Genomic DNA, 18,708 nt, shown 5'->3' with positions numbered 1-18,708 from the left:
AAGATAAACTCAAATGTTATTCCCCCTGTATGCCACTTAACAAATCAGCCAGCTCTGCCGAATTCTTCTTTCTTAAATCCAGCATCCTTTCGCTGTTAGTCTCTTTAATCAGAAAGCCGTTTTTAGTATCAAAGTTCATATAAACACTGTAACGGGCAACCTCAGAGTTCTCGTAAGTAACCGTCATCCGATAAGCGGGCGGACCGGCATCAACAGCTCCCGGAACCTTTTTAACCGTTCTAATCGCATCTGCAATGATCCGAATGCTTGCATCATCCGTGTAAGTGACTTCCGTTGTATCGGAAACCAGGTGAACGCTGACGATTTTTTGCTGTGGTCTAACTAGAACAATGATTAGTACCAGTAAAATGATTAGCGAAGTTGATAAAAGGATGATTCTTTTTCATAACGGCCTCCTACAGTAGAATGATGGGATGAATGGTTCAGTTTCTTGGAATATACCAGTAAATACCATCCGGTCAAAACAATACTTGATAGGTTTAGGTCCTTCGCCTATTCTATTGATAGAAGACAGGAGGCCTATTATGGATAGTATTATTTTTGATCTGGACGGAACCTTGTGGGATTCTACAGAAGTAGTTGTGGTTGCCTGGAAGGATGTGCTCAGCGGATATCCGGGAATAAGCAATGAAATTAGCAAGGAAGCGCTGCAAGGAATTATGGGGCTGCAGGTAGACGAGGTGGGCAGACAACTATTCCCTGAGTTAGAGGAAGAGATGCAACAGAAAATCATGGATGACTGCTGTAAAATGGAATGCCAGTACCTTGCCGAGCAAGGCGGGGGGTTATACGAGGAACTGGAAGAGGTACTTCAGGTATTATCGCAAAAATACAAACTGTTCATCGTAAGTAATTGTCAGGCAGGATATATCGAAGCCTTTTATGAGTACCACAAGCTGGGGAAGTATTTCACAGACTTTGAGAATCCGGGTAGAACGGGACTGTCTAAGGGTGAAAATATTAAGCTGATCATGGAGAGAAATTATTTACGCAGTCCGGTTTATGTGGGAGATACGGAAGGGGATCAGAAGGCGGCGGCGTTTGCCGGGATTCCTTTTGTGTATGCAAGCTACGGGTTTGGAGAGGTCAGCGGTGCTGATTATACGATTCGCCGTTTAAGTGAGTTATTGGAATTGTTTAACTGAGTAAGATCCGTTATTGCGAATTATAACATACCCTGGCTCCCTTAAGGGGGCCTATTATTGTTGTAACTTTAGCAGTAGAATCCGTGAATCACGCGAAACAAAAGTTACTTAGTAGGCGGGGGAGGGAATGAGGGGGTGATGATTAGAAAGACTCTTGCAATAGAAGCAGTCCAGTTCGACTTAGTCTAAGATTGGATCATAGATGGGAATCAATATCCCTTCGCAGCGGCCCAATATACTCGGTTTTTCGAGTATAATGGTCTCACTTTCCTTCGCAGTAGCTCAATGTACTCGGTTTTTCGAGTATAATGGTCTCACTCTCCTTCGCAGCGGCCCAATATACTCGGTTTTTCGAGTATAATGGTCACACTTTCCTTCGCAGCGGCCCAATATACTCGGTTTTTCGAGTACATTCCTGTTTCGGCTTTCAGTAGGTAAGAGGGCAAGACGGGACGAGGCAGAAAGCATAAATGCATATGCCCCTAGCCTTAGAAAAGATCATGAAGAACCAGTCCACAGCAACATTAGCAAAAAGAAGAAATTTAAACTTCTTGACAACGCATACATTAACATGGTAATTTCTAGGGGGAAACCGGTTTCCCGTACTTCTCAACATGCAGATCATCTGCGGTTTCACCAGTTATCTAGTACCTCTAGTCTAGTACCTCGCTTTACCAGTAATAGTCTCTCACCCTGTAACTTGTCAGTTTAGCAGCATGTGCTTCAAGAGTTCTCAACCTACTGTTTCCTCACTGTTATCGAAAGCCGTTCACTCACCATGAAAGAAAGTGCAGACTGCAGCCGTTTTGTGCAAACGATTTAACTTTATCCGTTAAAAATAGACTTTTGTGAGAGGAGATGAGGTAGAATATAACGATTACGCTGCTCGAATTACGCTATTCGATTTGCACTGCTCGGGGCTTACCTTAATCCCGTTCCGTCTTTGTATGCTTGCGTCAAAATGTTAAGTCAACTGAAAGCTGCTCCTCCTTTTAAAAGTGAGTGAAGACTGCTGCTTTTTGTGCAAACGTTTTAAACAGGCTAACTTTGAAAACGCTTTTACGAGAGGGGGTGAGGAGGAATCCAAATGAAATAATGCCTTTTTCTAAATAGAGTGCCTTCATTCATGATCAGACCCTTAACAAAGGAAGTACTGATTGCTGCAATTTTGTGCAAACGTTTTAACTATATCTGTTTCTAAAGCTCTTATATGAGAGGAAGATGAGGATGAAACGTAAACCATGGCTTGTTCCCGTTATAATCGCATCGCTTGTACTGTCCATTACAATGAATTTGTTTGTTGTACCTCCGGCACAGGTAGAGGCTGCCAGTATCGGTACCGTGACCGAGAATGACACGATTTATCAGATCATGGTTGACCGTTTCCATGATGGCGATCCCTCCAACAATGCCACCGGAAGCGCAATCCGCTACGGCGAGAATTCCGAGGAGGATTTCCGCTACATGAAGGGCGGAGACTGGCAGGGCGTTATTGATAAACTCCCGTATATTGCAGGTATGGGCTATACGGCCATCTGGATTTCACCGGTAGCCGAGCCGCAGATGACCAACCGCGAGAACAACGGTACAGGCAAAAATACTGCCTACCACGGCTATAATGTCAAAGACCCCAACAAAGCCAATCCTTATTTCGGCACCAAAGAAAAACTGAAAGAGCTGGTGGATGCCGCCCATGCACAAGGGATCAAAGTCATTATTGACGTGGTACCGAACCATATCGGCGATTATATGCTGGGCACCCAGGCATACTACGACATTCCTGCCCTGCAGCCGGCTGCGCCGTTTAACAATCCGGCCTGGTATCACCATAACGGCGATATCAACTGGTCGCTGGCGGACGGGCGGTATGACCAGTGGGCTCAGGATTATCTGGAAAATCACGACCTTGGCGGGCTGGATGATATCGATTTTGATGTGCCGGCTGCCAAGCAGGCCGTATTCAGCTCCATCAAAGCCTGGTTCGATTATACCGGTGCAGATGGTGCGCGCGTAGATGCCGCAAAGCTGATGAAGCCGACCGACATCGGCGAACTGCAGAACCTGCTGGGCGTGAATACTTTTGGCGAGAACTTCGACGGCAATGCCGAGTTCGTCTCCCGCTGGGTCGGCCCGAACAAGGAATGGGGCATGCTGGACTTTCCGCTCTTTTTCTCGGTGCTGAACAGCTTCGCTTACGGGCAGTCTTTTGAATCCAATATCAAAAGTACACTGGCCCAGGATTCCTTATATAACGGAAATGCGAATCACATGGTCACCTTTATCGACAATCATGACCGTAACCGGTTCCTGACAGAAGCGGGCGGCAGTGTAGAGAAGCTGCAGAACGCGCTCTCTTTCATTTTCACCGTGCGTGGAACTCCGGTAGTCTTCCAAGGTACAGAGCAGAATAAAGGCAACGGCAACGGCCAGATTATGACCGGGGGTATCGCCGACACCTGGAACCGCTGGTCGATGGTCAAGCGCGATACAAATGGCAACGTGCTACAGAATTATTTTGATCCGAATGCCAGCACTTATAAGCATGTAGCCAAGCTGAATGAGATCCGCAAAAATAACCCGGCTCTGCGCACCGGCACCCAGCGCGAAATGTGGGCTGCCCAGAACTTGTATGCCTTCTCACGCCGGATTGACACCGGTACGAACGCAGGCAAGGAAGTTATCTCCGTGTTCAGCAACGCGTCAGGCGGTTCGCAGACTGTAACGATTCCGCTGCGTACCGAAAGCACACTGGCTGTTGGCACCAAGCTGTACAATCAATTTAACAGTACAGATACGGTGACCATTCAAGCAGGCGGTATCACCGGCAAACAGATTACGGTATCCGTCGGCGCCAACTCTTCCAAAATCTATGCCGTGACCCCGCTGTCAACCGACACTACGGCTCCAAGTGTTCCGGCGGGCGTAACCGCTGTGGCGCAAGGCGCTTCCAGTGTAACAGTGAGCTGGACGGCCTCGACAGATAATGTAGGCGTAAGCGGCTATGAGGTTTACCGCAACGGTACCAAGGTTGGCACAACAGCGGGCACCTCTTATACGGACAGCGGTTTATCCGGCAGCACCAGCTATAGCTACACTGTAAAAGCCTACGACGCTGCAGGTAATCTGTCAGCCTTCAGCGTGGCGGCACTTGCAACCACTCCTGCAGGAAACAGCGTAACCATCTATTACAAGCAAGGGTATAGCACACCTTACATCCACTATCGCCCGGCCGGCGGAGCATGGACAACTGCCCCTGGCACAGCGATGCCTGCCGCCGAGTTCAGCGGTTATAACAAGATTACCATTGATATCGGTGCAGCAAGCCAGCTTGAGGCAGCCTTCAATAACGGCAGCGGCACCTGGGACAGCAACGGCGGCAGCAATTATCTGTTCGGCACAGGCACCTGGACGTACACGCCGACAGGAAGTATTCAGGCGGGTGCGCCGGTATCCCCGACGGCCACGCCGACAGCGACACCAACGCCTACACCAACGCCGACTGTAACACCGACAGCGACGCCGACCGTGACGCCGACAGCGACACCAACACCGACGGCAACACCAACGGTCACGCCGACCCCAACAGTTACACCAACGGCAACGCCGGCATCTTCGGTCACTATTTATTACAAGAACACGAACTTCAGCAATTCATATATCCACTATAAGCTGGATAATTCAACAACCTGGACGACTGTGCCTGGCGTGCAGATGCAAGGCTCTTCCTATAGCGGTTACAAGACAATTACTGTACCGCTCGGCAGTGCGGCCGGACTGACCGCAGCGTTCAACAATGGCAACAATACCTGGGATAACAACGGGGGCAATAACTATCATTTTAGTGCCGGAACGTGGAGCCTGGTGAACGGAAGTATTGCCGCAGGCGAACCGCAGCCGGACAGTGTGACACTCAAGGTGAGCGTACCGGCATCGACTCCGGCCGACGGTCCGGTCTATATCTCCGGCAGCTTCAATAACTGGAATGCCGCCGATCCTGCTTACAAGCTGACCAAGGGCAGCGACGGTGTATATTCCATCACGCTGAATCTTCCGGCAGGTACAGCTGTGACGTATAAATTCACCCGCGGCGCCTGGACGAATGTGGAGACCGCCTCAAACGGTGCAGATATCGCTAACCGCTCTCTTACGCCTGCAGGCGGTGCGCAGACCGTGAACTTAACCGTGCAGCGCTGGAAGGATCAATAACGGAAAGCACCGTTCCTTAACTTGAGAGGGGTTAATCGGATGAAGCACTCCATAATCAGACGGGTGCGCAAAGCGGCGGCCGTGCTGCTCGGCTCTCTGCTGCTGGTCCAATCCGCCGGGGCGAATGTCTCGGCGGAGATCGCGGCCTCCCATGTGTACCACAACCATATGCCGAATTTCTGGGCCTATTATGATGTGAATGCGTATAATTCCCTGCCTGTCGGCAGTCCGATCCGCTACACATACGATGGAGATGTCATTCAGCTCAAGCAGAACCCGCCTGCGAACTATACCTACTATCTGCCGAACGGTTCGCCGATGCCGCATGACGATCTCGTCTCTTATTATTCCCATCACGCCAAAACGGGGGCTTACCTGACCTGGCCTTGGAGCGTAGCCCAGACATTGGACGCCAATCACCCGCAGGCCCAGATGCATGTGACGATGTCAGGCTCTGTCGTGAATAATGTTAATAACATTATCCAGCGGGGCAACGTCAGCGGCTATTCCAATCCGAACTGGGGAACGCCCTGGAAGAATGCCTATGACCAGCTTAAGACGGCGAACAACAACAATACGCTTGATATGATCCATTTTTCCGGCCATCATTCCATGGGTCCGCTGGTCGGCAATGATTATCTGCTTAAGGATCTGATCTACCATGGGGCGACCCTGGCCCAGCCTTATTTTCTGGGGTACAGCTACAAGTCTTCGAACGGCTTCTTCCCGACAGAGCTGGGATTCTCTGAACGGATTATCCCTGTTCTGGAGAAGCTGGGCATTCAGTGGTCGGTGATCGGCAACAACCATTTCTCCCGGACGCTCAAAGATTATCCTCTGCTGAACAGCCCGGGGGCAGATACAATGGTCTCGCCTCCAAACCGTGCCGATTTGCAGAATACCAGCAGCGTGGGATCCTGGGTATCCGAGCCGATGTTCAATGAACAGCAGGTCGTCCAGAATAAATATCCGTTTGCTTCGACCGCGCACTGGGTTCAGTATGTCGATCCGGCGACAGGGAAGTCTTCCAAAGTGGTGGGTGTTCCGGTAGCCCAGGCCCAGTCCTGGGAGGAAGGGTATCTCGGCCAGGTCAAGGCAGATGCGCTGAAGCCTTATGAGAATCTGACCCCGCAGAAGCAGATCTTTGTCGTCGCGCACGACGGGGATAACTCTTCAGGCCGTGCCGGCTCTGAGGAGACATGGCGGAACGCCGGTAACGTTACGTATTCGGACAGCGGCGTTAAAGGGATAGGGATTGACGAGTATCTGCTGTTTAACATGCCGGCCGCTTCCGATGTGGTGCATGTGCAGGACGGCTCATGGATTGATACACGCGACTCTTCTTCCGATCCGACTTGGTATCACTGGCATCTGCCGTTCGGCATTTGGAAGGGCCAGTTCTCCGCTTTTAATCAGGCCAATGGCACCTCTTATGCGCCCAAAAAGAATCTCTCGGGTGTGGAAGAGGGGATGACTGTCTCTTTTGAAAAAGGCTATCACTATCTGGAGCGCAACTTTGCCCTTCTGCAGGCTTCGCTGAATTATGCGCAGACCGCGGAGCAAATCTGGCTTGATGAGCATCCGAATTACTGGAAGCCAACCACGGCGTTGGACCGGGAGGTTACTTATGAAGGCAACCAGCTCAATCCGTGGATGCTCTCCTATCCGGTAAAAGGCAATGCGGCGAACGATTATGCGGGCGGCGCCAATCCCGCCGAGCTTGCCTGGTATTTCCTGCTGCCGGCGATGGATTCCGGATTTGGCTATTATGACGAGAACGTGGATGACAGTGTCAAGCCGGCGTTATCGTTCAATCAATCGCTCTTTTTTTCCAAGCCTTATGTGAACGGAAAGCTGGCCAAAGACAAAACCGGGCCTTCGGTATGGTGGCCGCAGCGTTATCCTTACAATCCCGGCAGCGCCAATGTCAGCAAGGCCGAAGGCTGGACCCTGCAGCATTTTAACAATGTGTTCGCTATCTACACCTACGCCTATGATACAAGCGGTATCAGCGATATCAAGGTTAAGGTCCGTGTACACCGTGACAAAACCGCAGACGCGGCGGATAACACTTTCAAGGTGTATGATCCTGAAGGTTTGGCTGCCGCCGGAGTTGCCGGTATTCATCCGGATAAGGTCGGCGAGTGGGTAGAGTACCCGATGAATGTCCGCGACCTGAATCCCGATATCAACGGTGTGAATTGGCAGCAGAGCAGCAAGGCGGTCATGGAAAAGGTTCCGGCGTCGGAAATCGGCGACTTGTATTTCAGCTATATTTCGGATTACCGTGACCAGCTGCTGGATTATTATATTGAAGCTACCGATGCCAAAGGAAATGTGACCCGCAGCGATATTCAGCAGGTCTACGTCGGAGCAGGGAAATATACAGAGTCCGGAGGCAAATATACGGAGAGTATCAACGGTACGATTGAGGGAACACATCCGTTCATTACCGATGTGCCGGCCGTTCCGGATCATGAGGCCCCAAGCACACCTGGGAACCTGCAGGCTTCCGTGGTAAATGCTTCTTCAGCAGCCTTGACCTGGAATGCCGCCACCGACAATGTACGGATTGCCGGATATGAGATTTACCGGAACGGTGCCAAGGTAGGCACTTCCGCGGGTACTTCGTACACCGACAGCGGGCTTGCCGGAAGTACCTCCTATGAGTACAAGGTCAGAGCGTTTGACGCTGCCGGTAATTTGTCGGCCTTCAGCGCGGCAGCTGCAGTGACGACGCCAGCGGGAAACAATGTGACGATCTATTACAAGCAGGGATACTCGTCGCCGTATATTCATTACCGGCCGGCCGGCGGGACATGGACGACGGCGCCCGGTGTTCCGATGCCGGCATCAGAGCTGAGCGGCTACAACAAAATAACAATCAACATCGGCGCAGCCACCCAACTGGAGGCCTGCTTCAATAATGGCAGCGGCACCTGGGACAGCAACGGCGGCAGCAATTATCTGTTCGGCACCGGGACCTGGACGTACACACCGACGGGCAGCATTAAGTCCGGTGCTCCGGTAACGCCGACGGCGACACCATCGGCAACGCCAACAGTCACGCCAACGGCGACACCAACAGCCACGCCAACACCGATGCCGACAGCCACGCCAACAGCGACACCAACGGCCACGCCGACAGCAACACCAACGGCCACGCCGACAGCAACACCAACGGCCACACCGACTGTGACGCCAATACCAACAGTCACGCCGACCCCGACACCGGCAGCTGTGGCGAACATTTATTACAAGAACACGGCTTTCAGTAACTCGTATATCCATTACAAGTTGAACAATGCCGCGAACTGGACGACAGTTCCCGGCACAGCCATGCAGTCCTCTGCCTTCACAGGCTACAAATTTCTGGCCATTCCGCTCGGCGGTGCCACAGGTCTGACGGCCGCCTTCAACAACGGCAGCGGCACCTGGGACAATAATGGCGGAAATAATTACTCATTTACGGCCGGAAGCTGGAGTGTCGCCAACGGTACAATTACGGCGGGGCAGCCCCAGGCAGACAGTGTGACCTTCAAGGCCAGCGTCCCTGCCACAACTCCAGCGGATGCACCTGTGTATCTCTCCGGCAGCTTTAACAGCTGGAATGCCGCAGATCCCGCATATAAGCTGGTGAAGGGCAGCGACGGCGTATATTCCATTACACTGAATCTGCCGGCAGGAACGGAGGTACAGTATAAGCTGACCCGAGGAAGCTGGGCGACTGTGGAAACAGCTTCCGGCGGCGCAGATATTACGAACCGTACGCTGACACCAACAGGCGGAGCACAGACCGTTACACTTACCGTGCAGCGATGGAAAGACCAGTAGCAGAGCCATTCATGTGTCAGCATGATTTGCAAAAACCTTACCTGGCAAGGGGAATCCTTGCCAGGTTTTTTTATATCACAGGTATATTCGTTTACTGGACGCATGCTGTAAAACTGGGCAGAGAGGGTGCTTTGCCATTTTGCAGGCGTGTATAATAGGGTTATGTTTTTATTTGGAAGATAAAGGAGAGGGAAACCGTTAGATATCTGACCAAAGAATGGTATGAGCTAAGCCAGCGGACTGGACTTTATTTTGGCAAAAGAGTGCACAGCGGAGCAGGTACACTGGATGAAACTCTCTATTCTAGACTCTATAAAAGAAAAGAAAAGGCATTTGTGCAGCTGGAACGTGAGGTCTATAATGTCGATCTCCGTTTTATGCTGGAACAGGATGGGGCAGAGCTTGTGCCCGTGGGGAAGCTTTTCAATGGGGAAGAGATACCAAAAGAGGATATCCTGGTGTATGAGATGCCTCCCGAAGAAAGGCTGCGGATCGAGAAGCGGATCATGGAGTATGATGCCAGGCCTCCTTTTGATGAAGCTGGCTGTAAGCAGCATTTTAAGAACATTCAGGAATGGAACCTCAGCAGTGATATGGAACGGTTGCCGGAAGAGCTTCGCAGCCAGATTGCCGATCCGCGGGTATTTACGCTGGGTTACTGCACCAGAGACATACTGAACAAATTGAAGACGCTGAGTAAAGATAATGAAAGACAGAGAAACCGGGTACTGGAGGAGTACCATCAAGCACAACAGGAGGAAAAAATACCTGAACATATAAGGGACAGATTTCATTTTCACGATTGTAGAGTGACTGAGCTGTATAGGACTCAAAATATGGTCATCCGGCTGGACCCCCGGGGGGGCTTCACCAGTCTGAATAAGATTACTTTTGTAGCGCCGGAAGTTCTTAAGCAGGATGAAGGGATCGCCGGTCGCTGTTGGCTGTACGATGAGCTGTACTGTGTTGACGGCGGATATGAGGTCCATGTGCTTTTTGAAGGAAACGGTATGCCGGAGCTGATTATCCGCTGTAAAGATATTGTGCTGGAGGAGAGGTGACGGGGAATTATGAGCATTCAAGGTATTAATCACTTTTGTTTTTCTGTGTCCGATTTGGATAAGTCCATTAAGTTTTACTCGGAGGTATTCGGGGCCAGGATTCTCGTCAAAGGAAGAAAGTTAGCTTATTTTGACCTGAATGGAATGTGGATTGCTTTGAATCAAGAGGATGTTGAACGCGAGCGTTCTAATAGAACGTACACACATATAGCTTTTACCATTGAAAAAGAGGACTATGAGGCAGCACTAAACAAGCTGAAGGCACTAAACGTTGAGATTTTACCCGGGCGGGAAAGAGATGCAAGAGACAAGAAATCTATTTATTTTGTGGACCCGGATGGTCATATGTTTGAGTTTCACACGGGGACCCTGCAGGACCGGCTGGATTATTACAGAGCAGAGAAAGAGCATATGGCTTTTTATGATGGATAATGTCAAATGAAAATAAAGTTCTGGACTGAGAAAATAAAGCATTAGACTTACAATGCCTCATTGAGCTGACGGGCAGGTTAGTTAAAGTAGGGATATTAATGTCTTAGTGGAATATTGTTTTTTTAGATACATATTGAAGGAGTGAAGGCGTGTGGAAGATATAATTAAGGGAATAAACCACTGGATGCAAACAATACCGAAGGTATATAACTCAATGTCAGAAACAGAAATATCAAATCGCCCATTACCAAATAAATGGTCCAAAAAAGAGATTTTAGGACATCTATGCGACTCTGCAATAAATAATATTAATAGGTTTATAATGATTCAGTACGAAGAACAGCCATTTGTCCTCCAATCATATAATCAAAACCAATGGGTAATACTTCAGCACTATCAAGAAAGACCACTTGATGAAATATTAAACCTTTTTGTAGCCTTAAATAAGCAAATCATAAATACTTTATCGAATATCCCAAAAGAGAGATTATCAAATCTTTGTGATATAGGAAATAATCAACAGAGAACATTAGAGTGGCTCGTAAAAGATTATCTTGAACATATGGAACATCATATTAACAACCAAATCCTTATTAAAGATAATGCCTAATAGAAAGGTGGAAAATATTTTGATAGAAACAAAATGTCTTCTAATTAGAGAAATGGTCCAGTCCGATTACGATGCATTGTGCGGAATATTGTGTGATGAGGAAGTAATGCGTGCTGCTTATGAAAGTGCATTCAGCTTAAAAGAAGCACAAAATTGGCTTAACAGACATCTTAAAAGATATGAAGAATATGGTTTTGGACTATGGGCTGTTGTATTAAAAGAAACAAACGAAATGATTGGTCAATGCGGCTTAACAATGCAAGGCTGGAGAGAAAAAGAAATTTTGGAAATAGGATTTTTGTTTCAAAAAGCGTATTGGCACAAAGGTTACGCAACAGAAGCGGCAATTGCCTGCAAGGAATATGCTTTCTCAGTTCTTAATGCAAATAGGGTTTATTCCATTATTAGAGACACAAACATAGCCTCGCAAAAAGTTGCTGTTCGAAACGGTATGAATATTATTGATGAAGATACTAAGAACTTTAGGAATATAGATATGAAATTTTTTCTGTATTCTGTAGAGCGAACAAAATGAGCAGGTGAAATTGAAAAGGGTTTCCATGAAGAACCCATATACTCTTTCAAATTGAGCTAACGGGAAACGTTAGTTGAATGACACCAACGGCAGTCTAAGACTTTGTTTTTTCTAGTCATGATCTGCCGCTGCGTGTTTTAATGAACATCACCGTTCCGAGTTTAACTTTTGAATAAATTTATTTTCAGACGGATAATTTGCTGGTGCCGATTTGTGCATTTTGTTATGAATTTTGGTGTTACACTGTTTGGGAAGGTAGTTTTGCTTACAAAAATGAAAAAAGCTCTTATGAAATCACAAGGGCTTTTTTGGGCTGCAGATTTAATTGGCGGGATAACGCTTAGGGTTGTCTGTCTGCCCTAGGATGTAGTCGATGCTTACCTTATGAAAATTGGCGAGAGTAATCAGGACAGCGCTGGGCACATCCAAATTACCATTTTCGTAGCGGGAATACGTGGCTTGTGTAATGTGTAAAAGCTCAGCCATTTGCTGCTGTGTCAGGTCTTTGTCTTCGCGCAGATTGCGGATTCTAGTGTACATGATTATCACCCAAGCCAAGTTTACTTTATGCGAAAAATGCATATTGTTATTTATGCGGTTTTCGCATAAAGTAATCCGGAAATTCAGCAACTAAGATATAAAATTACCGAGACTTTGCAGAGGCTTCAAAAAAACTTAACTGGACAAGACTTGGAGCAATTGGACAAGCTCTTCGATTTACAAACGGAGATGGATTCATTACAGTCAGCATTATCTTTTATTCAGGGATATAAGATTGGGGCTTTGATGATGATTGAGGTATTTAGAGACGAGAGCGAGAGTATGAATTAAAAGACTTAAAGTTGTTAAACCGAGACGGAAGAGCGTTTCGGTTTTTTGTGTTGGTCAAGACAATGACAGGAACGGGAATAAAAGATTTTTGTAGAAATAATAACCGATGAGCAGCGAAAATTGGAGGAACAGTGAACAATAAGGGAGATTTGTCAATTTATCTGGAGATTAACTAGAAAATATGTACTATATTTACCATAAATATGCTATTCTAAGAGCAACACCGGGTCATTGCTTTTAATAGGTTAGATTATAAGGGAAGGAGGGCTTCGTCTCTTTGTATAGTAAATGGTTCAATTTTTGCAACCGCTTTCTATCTTTCCTATTAAAAATAATCGGAGGTTTTGATATGCTGGCCAAATTGAAAAAATGTGGAATGTACAGTTTAGCATTGATGTTGCTGGCCTCACTGGTTTTCACAGGATGGAGTGCCCGGGCATCTGCAGCTTCCCCTATTACTTCGGATTTCAGATCACTATCGGCTTCGCAAATTGTCAGTGAAATGGGCGCCGGATGGAATTTGGGAAATCAGCTGGAGGCCTCAATAAATGGCACACCAAGCGAGACTGCCTGGGGTAATCCTGCAGTGACGGCGGAGCTGATAAAGAAGGTGAAAGCAGCCGGTTTCAAAACCATCCGCATTCCCGTATCTTATTTGAATCATATTGGAAGCGCTCCTTCCTATACGATTAATGCAGCGTGGCTGGATCGTGTGAAAACGGTTGTGGACTATGCTTATAACGAAGGCCTGTATGTGGTCATTAACATTCACGGGGACGGGTACAATACCGTTCAAGGCGGATGGCTTCTCGTAAACAGTGGCAACCAGACTGCCATTAAAGAGAAGTATAAACGTGTATGGCAGCAAATCGCCAACAAATTTGTGAACTATGACGAGCGGCTTGTTTTTGAGTCGATGAACGAGGTGTTTGACGGCACTTACGGCAATCCAAACTCTGCTTACTACGCTAACCTTAATGCTTACAATCAAATTTTCGTAGATACGGTCAGACAGACCAGCGGTAACAATAGTGCAAGATGGCTGCTGGTTCCGGGCTGGAACACGAATATTGACTACACTGCAGGTAATTATGGCTTTGTTCTGCCAACCGATACGTACCGCTCCACAACTATCCCAAGCTCTGAAAAAAGAATCATGATTTCCGCCCACTACTATTCTCCATGGGATTTTGCGGGTGAGGAATCTGGAACGATTACGCAATGGGGGGCTTCAGCCACAAATCCAGCTAAAAAATCAACTTGGGGACAAGAGGATTACCTGAATTCACAGTTTCAAATGATGTATAACAAGTTCGTGACCCAAGGCTACCCTGTAGTAATTGGTGAGTTCGGTTCCATAGACAAAACAGCTTATGATTCCAGCAATAATGTGTATCGAGCAGCGTTTGCCAAAGCGGTCACAGCAGCAGCCAAGAAATACAAGGCCGTGCCGGTCTATTGGGACAACGGTCATAACGGCCAGCACGGCTTCGGACTGTTTAACCGTACAAACAATACCGTAACTCAGCAAGGCATTATTAATGCGATTATGCAGGGGATGCAATAATAATTAGTTGTTTATAGTAACGGCGCGGATGGCCTAGGTGTAGGCTTTTGCGCCGTTTTTTTATATGCGTGAATAAGATAACTACAGACAAGGAACTACGCTATAGGAATAACACAAGTGGAATAACACAAGTGCATGTCATATTTCATTTAACTGAACGAGGATTTAGGGTAGGGTGTTTTCTGGTTGGTTCGTTCGAATAATTTTTAGCACGATTTCAAGCGGAACTTATTGGGAGCATTAAATGAAATCAATCTAAAATGAAACAGATTATGACTCAGACAATGGTATAAGTTATACAAACAATTGAGATATCTTTTATAGAAAGGCTCTGTTAAATTATAAGGTTGATTTTTCTAAAAAAGAATACTGATGTGGTTCCATTTTTTCAGCTATCCTTTTTAATTCTTTTGCACGTTTTACAATGAAATTTCTCATATATTTTTCTAAAAATAATCTATCAGCAATTACTCCAAGAATGCCAAAAGGAGATTTATAATAAAAGATATCTTTCATAATAGTCCCTGTGCCACTTTCTATAAATTCGTGTGTATGTGTAAATGAGTGGAATACTCCCTTTACCATAACATCTGTAAATTTATATGGTTTTTCCATCTCTATTATCTTAGCAGTTAATTTTTGCTTTACTCCAAGATGGGTGGCTTCCCAAGTGACTGTATCGCCATTTTCCATCAGTCCAACTGTAACACCATCAATCGCTCTTTCCTTTGTTTTGATTGTTGTTACTGTGTGTACATCTACGTCTCTCGCAAGGTCAAAACAAACGTTGATAGGTGCATTGATAAAAATATCGTGTTTAATTAAAGGCATACTAATTTACCTTTCATTTATTTAGTGTTCAAAGCAGATAAGTGTAAACTATCATGAGTATCGAGTCATTTCAAATACAAAATTTCATCCGAAAATTGAGAAACCATTTACATTTTGGATGTGCAGGAAGCCTAAACCCGGCACATCCTTTTTAGTAGCAGTCAAGGTGTACGGATCAATGACAGGGGGGAAGTCAGCTGAAGTAGTTTGGTAACTGAGCCCTGCTCCACCTTTTTGGGTAAACTAACCCTAAGTGTGTCTTTACCCAAAATCGGAAAAAGAGGTGACCCCTATGACAACACGAAACGTACCCAACAGATTAGCCAATGAAAAATCCCCATACCTGTTACAGCACGCCCATAATCCCGTGGATTGGTATCCGTGGGGAGATGAGGCTTTTGCAAAAGCAAAGTCTGAAAATAAGCCGGTATTCCTGTCAATCGGCTATTCGACTTGCCATTGGTGCCACGTAATGGAGCGGGAATCCTTCGAGGATCAAGAAGTCGCAGAACTGCTCAACAACAACTACGTAGCCATCAAAGTCGACCGCGAAGAGCGGCCGGATATCGATGCGCTGTATATGTCGGTGTGTCAGGCGCTGACGGGGAGCGGAGGTTGGCCGCTGACGGTACTGCTGACACCGGATAAGAAGCCGTTTTATGCGGGGACGTATTTTCCGAAACGGCGGATGTTTGGGCGGATCGGGCTGATGGATGTGCTGGAGCAGATCCATAGTAAGTGGCAGCAGGACGGCGCGGCTTTGGAGAAGCTGGGCGATGAACTGCTCGAAGATTTACAGGCGTTGGACCGTAAAAATGCACAGTCTGCAGAACCGGGAGCCATTCCCGGCGAAGAACTGCTGCATGCGGCCTATGAGGAATACCGCAGCCAGTTCGACGAGGAATATGGCGGATTCGGCAGTGCGCCGAAGTTCCCGACACCGCACAATTTGTCGTTCCTGTTAGCCTATAGTGAGGCGTACAAGCAGCCGGATGCGCTGCGGATGGTGGAGAAGACGCTGGAAGCGATGTTCCAGGGCGGCATGTATGACCATATCGGCTTCGGGTTTTCGCGTTATTCTACAGACCGGGAGTGGCTGGTGCCGCATTTTGAGAAAATGCTCTACGATAATGCGCTGCTCGCTATTACTTATCTGGAAGCTTTTCAGCTTACGGGTAAACCGCTGTATGCAGAGATCGCCGAGAAGATATTTACGTATGTGAAGCGTGATATGACTTCGGCTGAAGGCGCGTTTTACTGTGCGGAGGATGCAGATTCTGAAGGTGTAGAAGGAAAGTTCTATGTTTTTACCCGGGAGGAGATTGAGGAAGCGCTGGGACTCGAAGATATGCATTCTTATTGTAATGTGTACGGGATTACGCCTGAAGGCAACTTCGAAGGGGCCAATATTCCCAATCTGCTCAAAGGCCTCCCTGAAGATATAGCCGAGAGTCTGGGAATGAACCCGCTTGGCCTGAAGACCCGGATGGAGGAATGGCGTGAAAAGCTGTTCGCCTACCGGGAGCAGCGGATTCATCCGTCCAAGGATGACAAGGTGCTGACTTCCTGGAACGGCCTGATGATCGCAGCGCTTGCCAAAGGAGCCAAAGCCTTGCAGCAGCCGGAGTATGCCAAAGCTGCCGGGGCGGCAGCAGATTTTATCTGGGACAAGCTGCGGCGGGAGGATGGCAGACTGCTGGCCCGTTACCGTGACGGTGAATCGGCGATCCCGGCGTATGTCGATGATTATGCATTCATGATCTGGGGATTAACCGAGCTGTATGAAGCGACCGGACAGGCACTTTATCTTGAGCGGGCGCTTGTACTGAAGGATGGTCTGCTGGAGCTGTTCCATGATCAGGATGGCGGCGGGTTCCACTTTACGGGCCATGATGGCGAACCGCTGCCGATCCGTTCCAAGGAGTGGTATGACGGAGCGATTCCTTCCGGCAATTCCGTAGCAGCACGGATGCTGTGGAAGCTGTCGGTGATCACCCAGGATGTAGAGCTGAAGGCTATCGCCGAGCGGACCGCTGCGGTACTGGCTTCTGCTGCATCTGAATATCCGCCGGGATATTCAATGTACCTGCAGGCTCATCTGGCCATGATCTCAGGAGGAAGGGAGTGGGTACTGTCCGGCAAACGGGAAGATTCGGCGCTGCACAGTATGCTTGCCCAAGTACAGCAGGTGTACCTTCCGGACGCAGCCCTGCTGGTTAATTGGGAGGACGGCGGGGAAGGGGAACTGGTCAAGCTGCTTCCGCATCTGGCAGATAAGCCGGCGATTGAAGGCAAGGCTACAGCTTATGAATGCCGCAACTTTGCCTGCCGCCAGCCGCTCACAAGTCTGGAGGCGGTTAAGGAATTGCTGGCCGCAAAGGAGTAGGCGCACAACCATAACAAAGGAGCACAGCGCATAGCTGCTGCTCCTTTTTGTGCCTCCGCAAGCATTCGCTCACAGAGCTGAACCGTACATTTTCCAAGCAAACCAGGCAAACGGTCATTCCAAGCCTATTCCCGGAGCATACTTTCCTTCTTCAGCACACGGACTGATTTCCTTACAGGTATGACGATCCACTGGATAAGAATCACCAGAACCAGCAAAGCGGCACTCCAGAACCAATAAGGATACAGCAGGCCATTTTCTAAATCAGTGTACTGTGACCAAAAGGAGGAAGCCTCATTCATCCGCCAGGCCAGACCTAACAGGAGGATAATCAGGACAATTATACTAGCGGACAATACATTGGCCAGCGTGGTTATGCGCTCATAATGTTTGATTTTGGAATCCATGTCAGAGTAGAGCTCGAATGCTCCATTCTTCGCAGGCTTCCTGAAATATACCCAACGCTTAAAAGCGCCTATATATTCGATACCGGTCTCCTCCAGGAATTGAATGTAGTTTTTGCTCTCCGGATGGGAAGGCAGATGCTCCAGCAGTTCAAGGCGGTAAACATATTTTCCGGGAGTATCCTGCTTAAAAATATACTTGGGCACCTGAACCTCCGAGAGCACAAGCCCCTTGCCGGACATCTCATTCAGCCAGGCTTCTTCCTTTTCATGCTGGCCGATCGTAAATAACTTATAGTATTCTGACTTCATTCTTAGCGACCTCCCATAATTCTGGTACCGTTGTCCACCAGTTCCTTCAACCGGACCAGCTCAACGTCAGCCGCGGTTTTCCCGCTTTCTGTGATCAGATATTCCTTCTTTCTGGAGTTCCCCTCACCGGGCAAAGCTGTAATCCAGCCTCGTTCAACAAGTGTATTAATAGCCCCATATAAAGTTCCCGCCGCAAGCATTACCCGTCCGCCGCTCAGTTGCTCCACATTCTGCATGATGCCATACCCGTGCATAGGCTGGTGCAGTGACAGCAGGATATAAAATACGGCCTCCGTAAGCGCCAAGCTGCCTTTGTCTCCTGACATGTGATCCCTCCCTATCGTCCACCGTTATATCGTCAACCGATATAATTAGTATAACGGCAGCCGATATAGTTGGCAAGAGGAGTTTGACTATTTTCACAATTGGCATTCATCCAGCCTGTTCTCGTCACTTCAGATGATTTAAGCGCCAAAGAGGGGGCGGACAATGACATAATGGACTAAGAGCCTGTATGGCACAACGCAGATAAG

Annotated in this window: 16 protein-coding genes; 10 read left to right on the top strand and 6 right to left on the bottom strand. The window is 48.0% G+C overall.

Annotation, left to right across the window (positions count from 1 at the left end):
• Positions 1-16: 16 nt before the first annotated feature.
• Complete coding sequence (locus C2I18_RS00650; protein ID WP_481857968.1) at positions 17-265, bottom strand: hypothetical protein; 249 nt, start codon at positions 263-265, stop codon at positions 17-19.
• Between the two features lie 280 nt (positions 266-545).
• Here C2I18_RS00650 and C2I18_RS00645 point away from each other — a divergent pair, with 280 nt between their 5' ends.
• Positions 546-1,166, top strand: a complete 621-nt coding sequence (locus C2I18_RS00645; protein ID WP_249899370.1) for an HAD family hydrolase — start codon at positions 546-548, stop codon at positions 1,164-1,166.
• A 992-nt stretch (positions 1,167-2,158) separates the two neighbouring features.
• On the opposite strand, the gene C2I18_RS29595 is transcribed toward C2I18_RS00645, so the two are convergent.
• The gene (locus C2I18_RS29595) at positions 2,159-2,290 is read right to left on the bottom strand and encodes a hypothetical protein (protein WP_275100954.1); all 132 of its coding nucleotides are present in this window, start codon (positions 2,288-2,290) and stop codon (positions 2,159-2,161) included.
• Between the two features lie 103 nt (positions 2,291-2,393).
• On the opposite strand from C2I18_RS29595, the gene C2I18_RS00640 reads away from it, so the two are divergent.
• From C2I18_RS00640 to C2I18_RS00615, 6 genes are all read left to right on the top strand, one after another.
• A complete protein-coding gene (locus tag C2I18_RS00640; protein WP_249899369.1) occupies positions 2,394-5,372 on the top strand; it encodes an alpha-amylase family glycosyl hydrolase in 2,979 nt (992 codons plus the stop codon).
• A 39-nt stretch (positions 5,373-5,411) separates the two neighbouring features.
• Positions 5,412-9,206, top strand: a complete 3,795-nt coding sequence (locus tag C2I18_RS00635) for a carbohydrate binding domain-containing protein (protein ID WP_249899368.1) — start codon at positions 5,412-5,414, stop codon at positions 9,204-9,206.
• Positions 9,207-9,469: 263 nt separating this feature from the next.
• Positions 9,470-10,267, top strand: a complete 798-nt coding sequence (locus C2I18_RS00630; protein WP_249899367.1) for a DUF4085 family protein — start codon at positions 9,470-9,472, stop codon at positions 10,265-10,267.
• 9 nt (positions 10,268-10,276) lie between these two features.
• A complete protein-coding gene (fosB, locus tag C2I18_RS00625) occupies positions 10,277-10,699 on the top strand; it encodes a metallothiol transferase FosB (RefSeq protein WP_249899366.1) in 423 nt (140 codons plus the stop codon).
• Between the two features lie 151 nt (positions 10,700-10,850).
• On the top strand, positions 10,851-11,309 hold the full coding sequence (locus C2I18_RS00620) for a DinB family protein (RefSeq protein ID WP_249899365.1): 459 nt from the start codon (positions 10,851-10,853) through the stop codon (positions 11,307-11,309).
• A 19-nt stretch (positions 11,310-11,328) separates the two neighbouring features.
• A complete protein-coding gene (locus C2I18_RS00615; RefSeq protein ID WP_249899364.1) occupies positions 11,329-11,844 on the top strand; it encodes a GNAT family N-acetyltransferase in 516 nt (171 codons plus the stop codon).
• A 321-nt stretch (positions 11,845-12,165) separates the two neighbouring features.
• Here the strand turns inward: C2I18_RS00615 and C2I18_RS00610 are convergent, their stop codons facing one another.
• Positions 12,166-12,384: a helix-turn-helix domain-containing protein gene (locus C2I18_RS00610; RefSeq protein WP_249899363.1), complete on the bottom strand. Its 219-nt coding sequence runs from the start codon at positions 12,382-12,384 to the stop codon at positions 12,166-12,168.
• Positions 12,385-12,498: 114 nt separating this feature from the next.
• On the opposite strand from C2I18_RS00610, the gene C2I18_RS29760 reads away from it, so the two are divergent.
• Both C2I18_RS29760 and C2I18_RS00605 read left to right on the top strand, forming a co-directional pair.
• Positions 12,499-12,675 (top strand): DUF6809 family protein, encoded by a 177-nt coding sequence (locus tag C2I18_RS29760; RefSeq protein WP_481857862.1) that lies wholly within the window; start codon positions 12,499-12,501, stop codon positions 12,673-12,675.
• Between the two features lie 376 nt (positions 12,676-13,051).
• Positions 13,052-14,242, top strand: a complete 1,191-nt coding sequence (locus tag C2I18_RS00605; protein WP_249899362.1) for a glycoside hydrolase family 5 protein — start codon at positions 13,052-13,054, stop codon at positions 14,240-14,242.
• 339 nt (positions 14,243-14,581) lie between these two features.
• Here C2I18_RS00605 and C2I18_RS00600 read toward each other — a convergent pair whose 3' ends face one another.
• Positions 14,582-15,073: an SRPBCC family protein gene (locus C2I18_RS00600; RefSeq protein ID WP_249899361.1), complete on the bottom strand. Its 492-nt coding sequence runs from the start codon at positions 15,071-15,073 to the stop codon at positions 14,582-14,584.
• A 292-nt stretch (positions 15,074-15,365) separates the two neighbouring features.
• Between C2I18_RS00600 and C2I18_RS00595 the strand changes: the two genes are divergently transcribed.
• Complete coding sequence (locus tag C2I18_RS00595; RefSeq protein WP_249899360.1) at positions 15,366-17,459, top strand: thioredoxin domain-containing protein; 2,094 nt, start codon at positions 15,366-15,368, stop codon at positions 17,457-17,459.
• Between the two features lie 125 nt (positions 17,460-17,584).
• Here the strand turns inward: C2I18_RS00595 and C2I18_RS00590 are convergent, their stop codons facing one another.
• Both C2I18_RS00590 and C2I18_RS00585 read right to left on the bottom strand, forming a co-directional pair.
• Positions 17,585-18,175: a DUF2812 domain-containing protein gene (locus C2I18_RS00590; RefSeq protein WP_249899359.1), complete on the bottom strand. Its 591-nt coding sequence runs from the start codon at positions 18,173-18,175 to the stop codon at positions 17,585-17,587.
• 2 nt (positions 18,176-18,177) lie between these two features.
• Positions 18,178-18,501 (bottom strand): PadR family transcriptional regulator, encoded by a 324-nt coding sequence (locus C2I18_RS00585; RefSeq protein ID WP_249899358.1) that lies wholly within the window; start codon positions 18,499-18,501, stop codon positions 18,178-18,180.
• Positions 18,502-18,708 lie beyond the last annotated feature (207 nt).

This window comes from Paenibacillus sp. PK3_47 (genome assembly GCF_023520895.1).
GTDB lineage: Bacteria > Bacillota > Bacilli > Paenibacillales > Paenibacillaceae > Paenibacillus_AQ.
This window is presented reverse-complemented; position numbering and strand designations above follow the sequence as displayed.

Coding starts and splice junctions, on each gene's coding strand:
- C2I18_RS00595 (WP_249899360.1), top strand. CDS start 15,366: ATGACAACACGAAACGTACCCAACAGATTAGCCAATGAAAAATCCCCA.
- C2I18_RS29595 (WP_275100954.1), bottom strand. CDS start 2,290: ATGAAGGCACTCTATTTAGAAAAAGGCATTATTTCATTTGGATTCCTC.
- C2I18_RS00605 (WP_249899362.1), top strand. CDS start 13,052: ATGTACAGTTTAGCATTGATGTTGCTGGCCTCACTGGTTTTCACAGGA.
- C2I18_RS00635 (WP_249899368.1), top strand. CDS start 5,412: ATGAAGCACTCCATAATCAGACGGGTGCGCAAAGCGGCGGCCGTGCTG.
- fosB (WP_249899366.1), top strand. CDS start 10,277: ATGAGCATTCAAGGTATTAATCACTTTTGTTTTTCTGTGTCCGATTTG.
- C2I18_RS00610 (WP_249899363.1), bottom strand. CDS start 12,384: ATGTACACTAGAATCCGCAATCTGCGCGAAGACAAAGACCTGACACAG.
- C2I18_RS00590 (WP_249899359.1), bottom strand. CDS start 18,175: ATGAAGTCAGAATACTATAAGTTATTTACGATCGGCCAGCATGAAAAG.
- C2I18_RS00640 (WP_249899369.1), top strand. CDS start 2,394: ATGAAACGTAAACCATGGCTTGTTCCCGTTATAATCGCATCGCTTGTA.
- C2I18_RS00645 (WP_249899370.1), top strand. CDS start 546: ATGGATAGTATTATTTTTGATCTGGACGGAACCTTGTGGGATTCTACA.
- C2I18_RS00585 (WP_249899358.1), bottom strand. CDS start 18,501: ATGTCAGGAGACAAAGGCAGCTTGGCGCTTACGGAGGCCGTATTTTAT.
- C2I18_RS00600 (WP_249899361.1), bottom strand. CDS start 15,073: ATGCCTTTAATTAAACACGATATTTTTATCAATGCACCTATCAACGTT.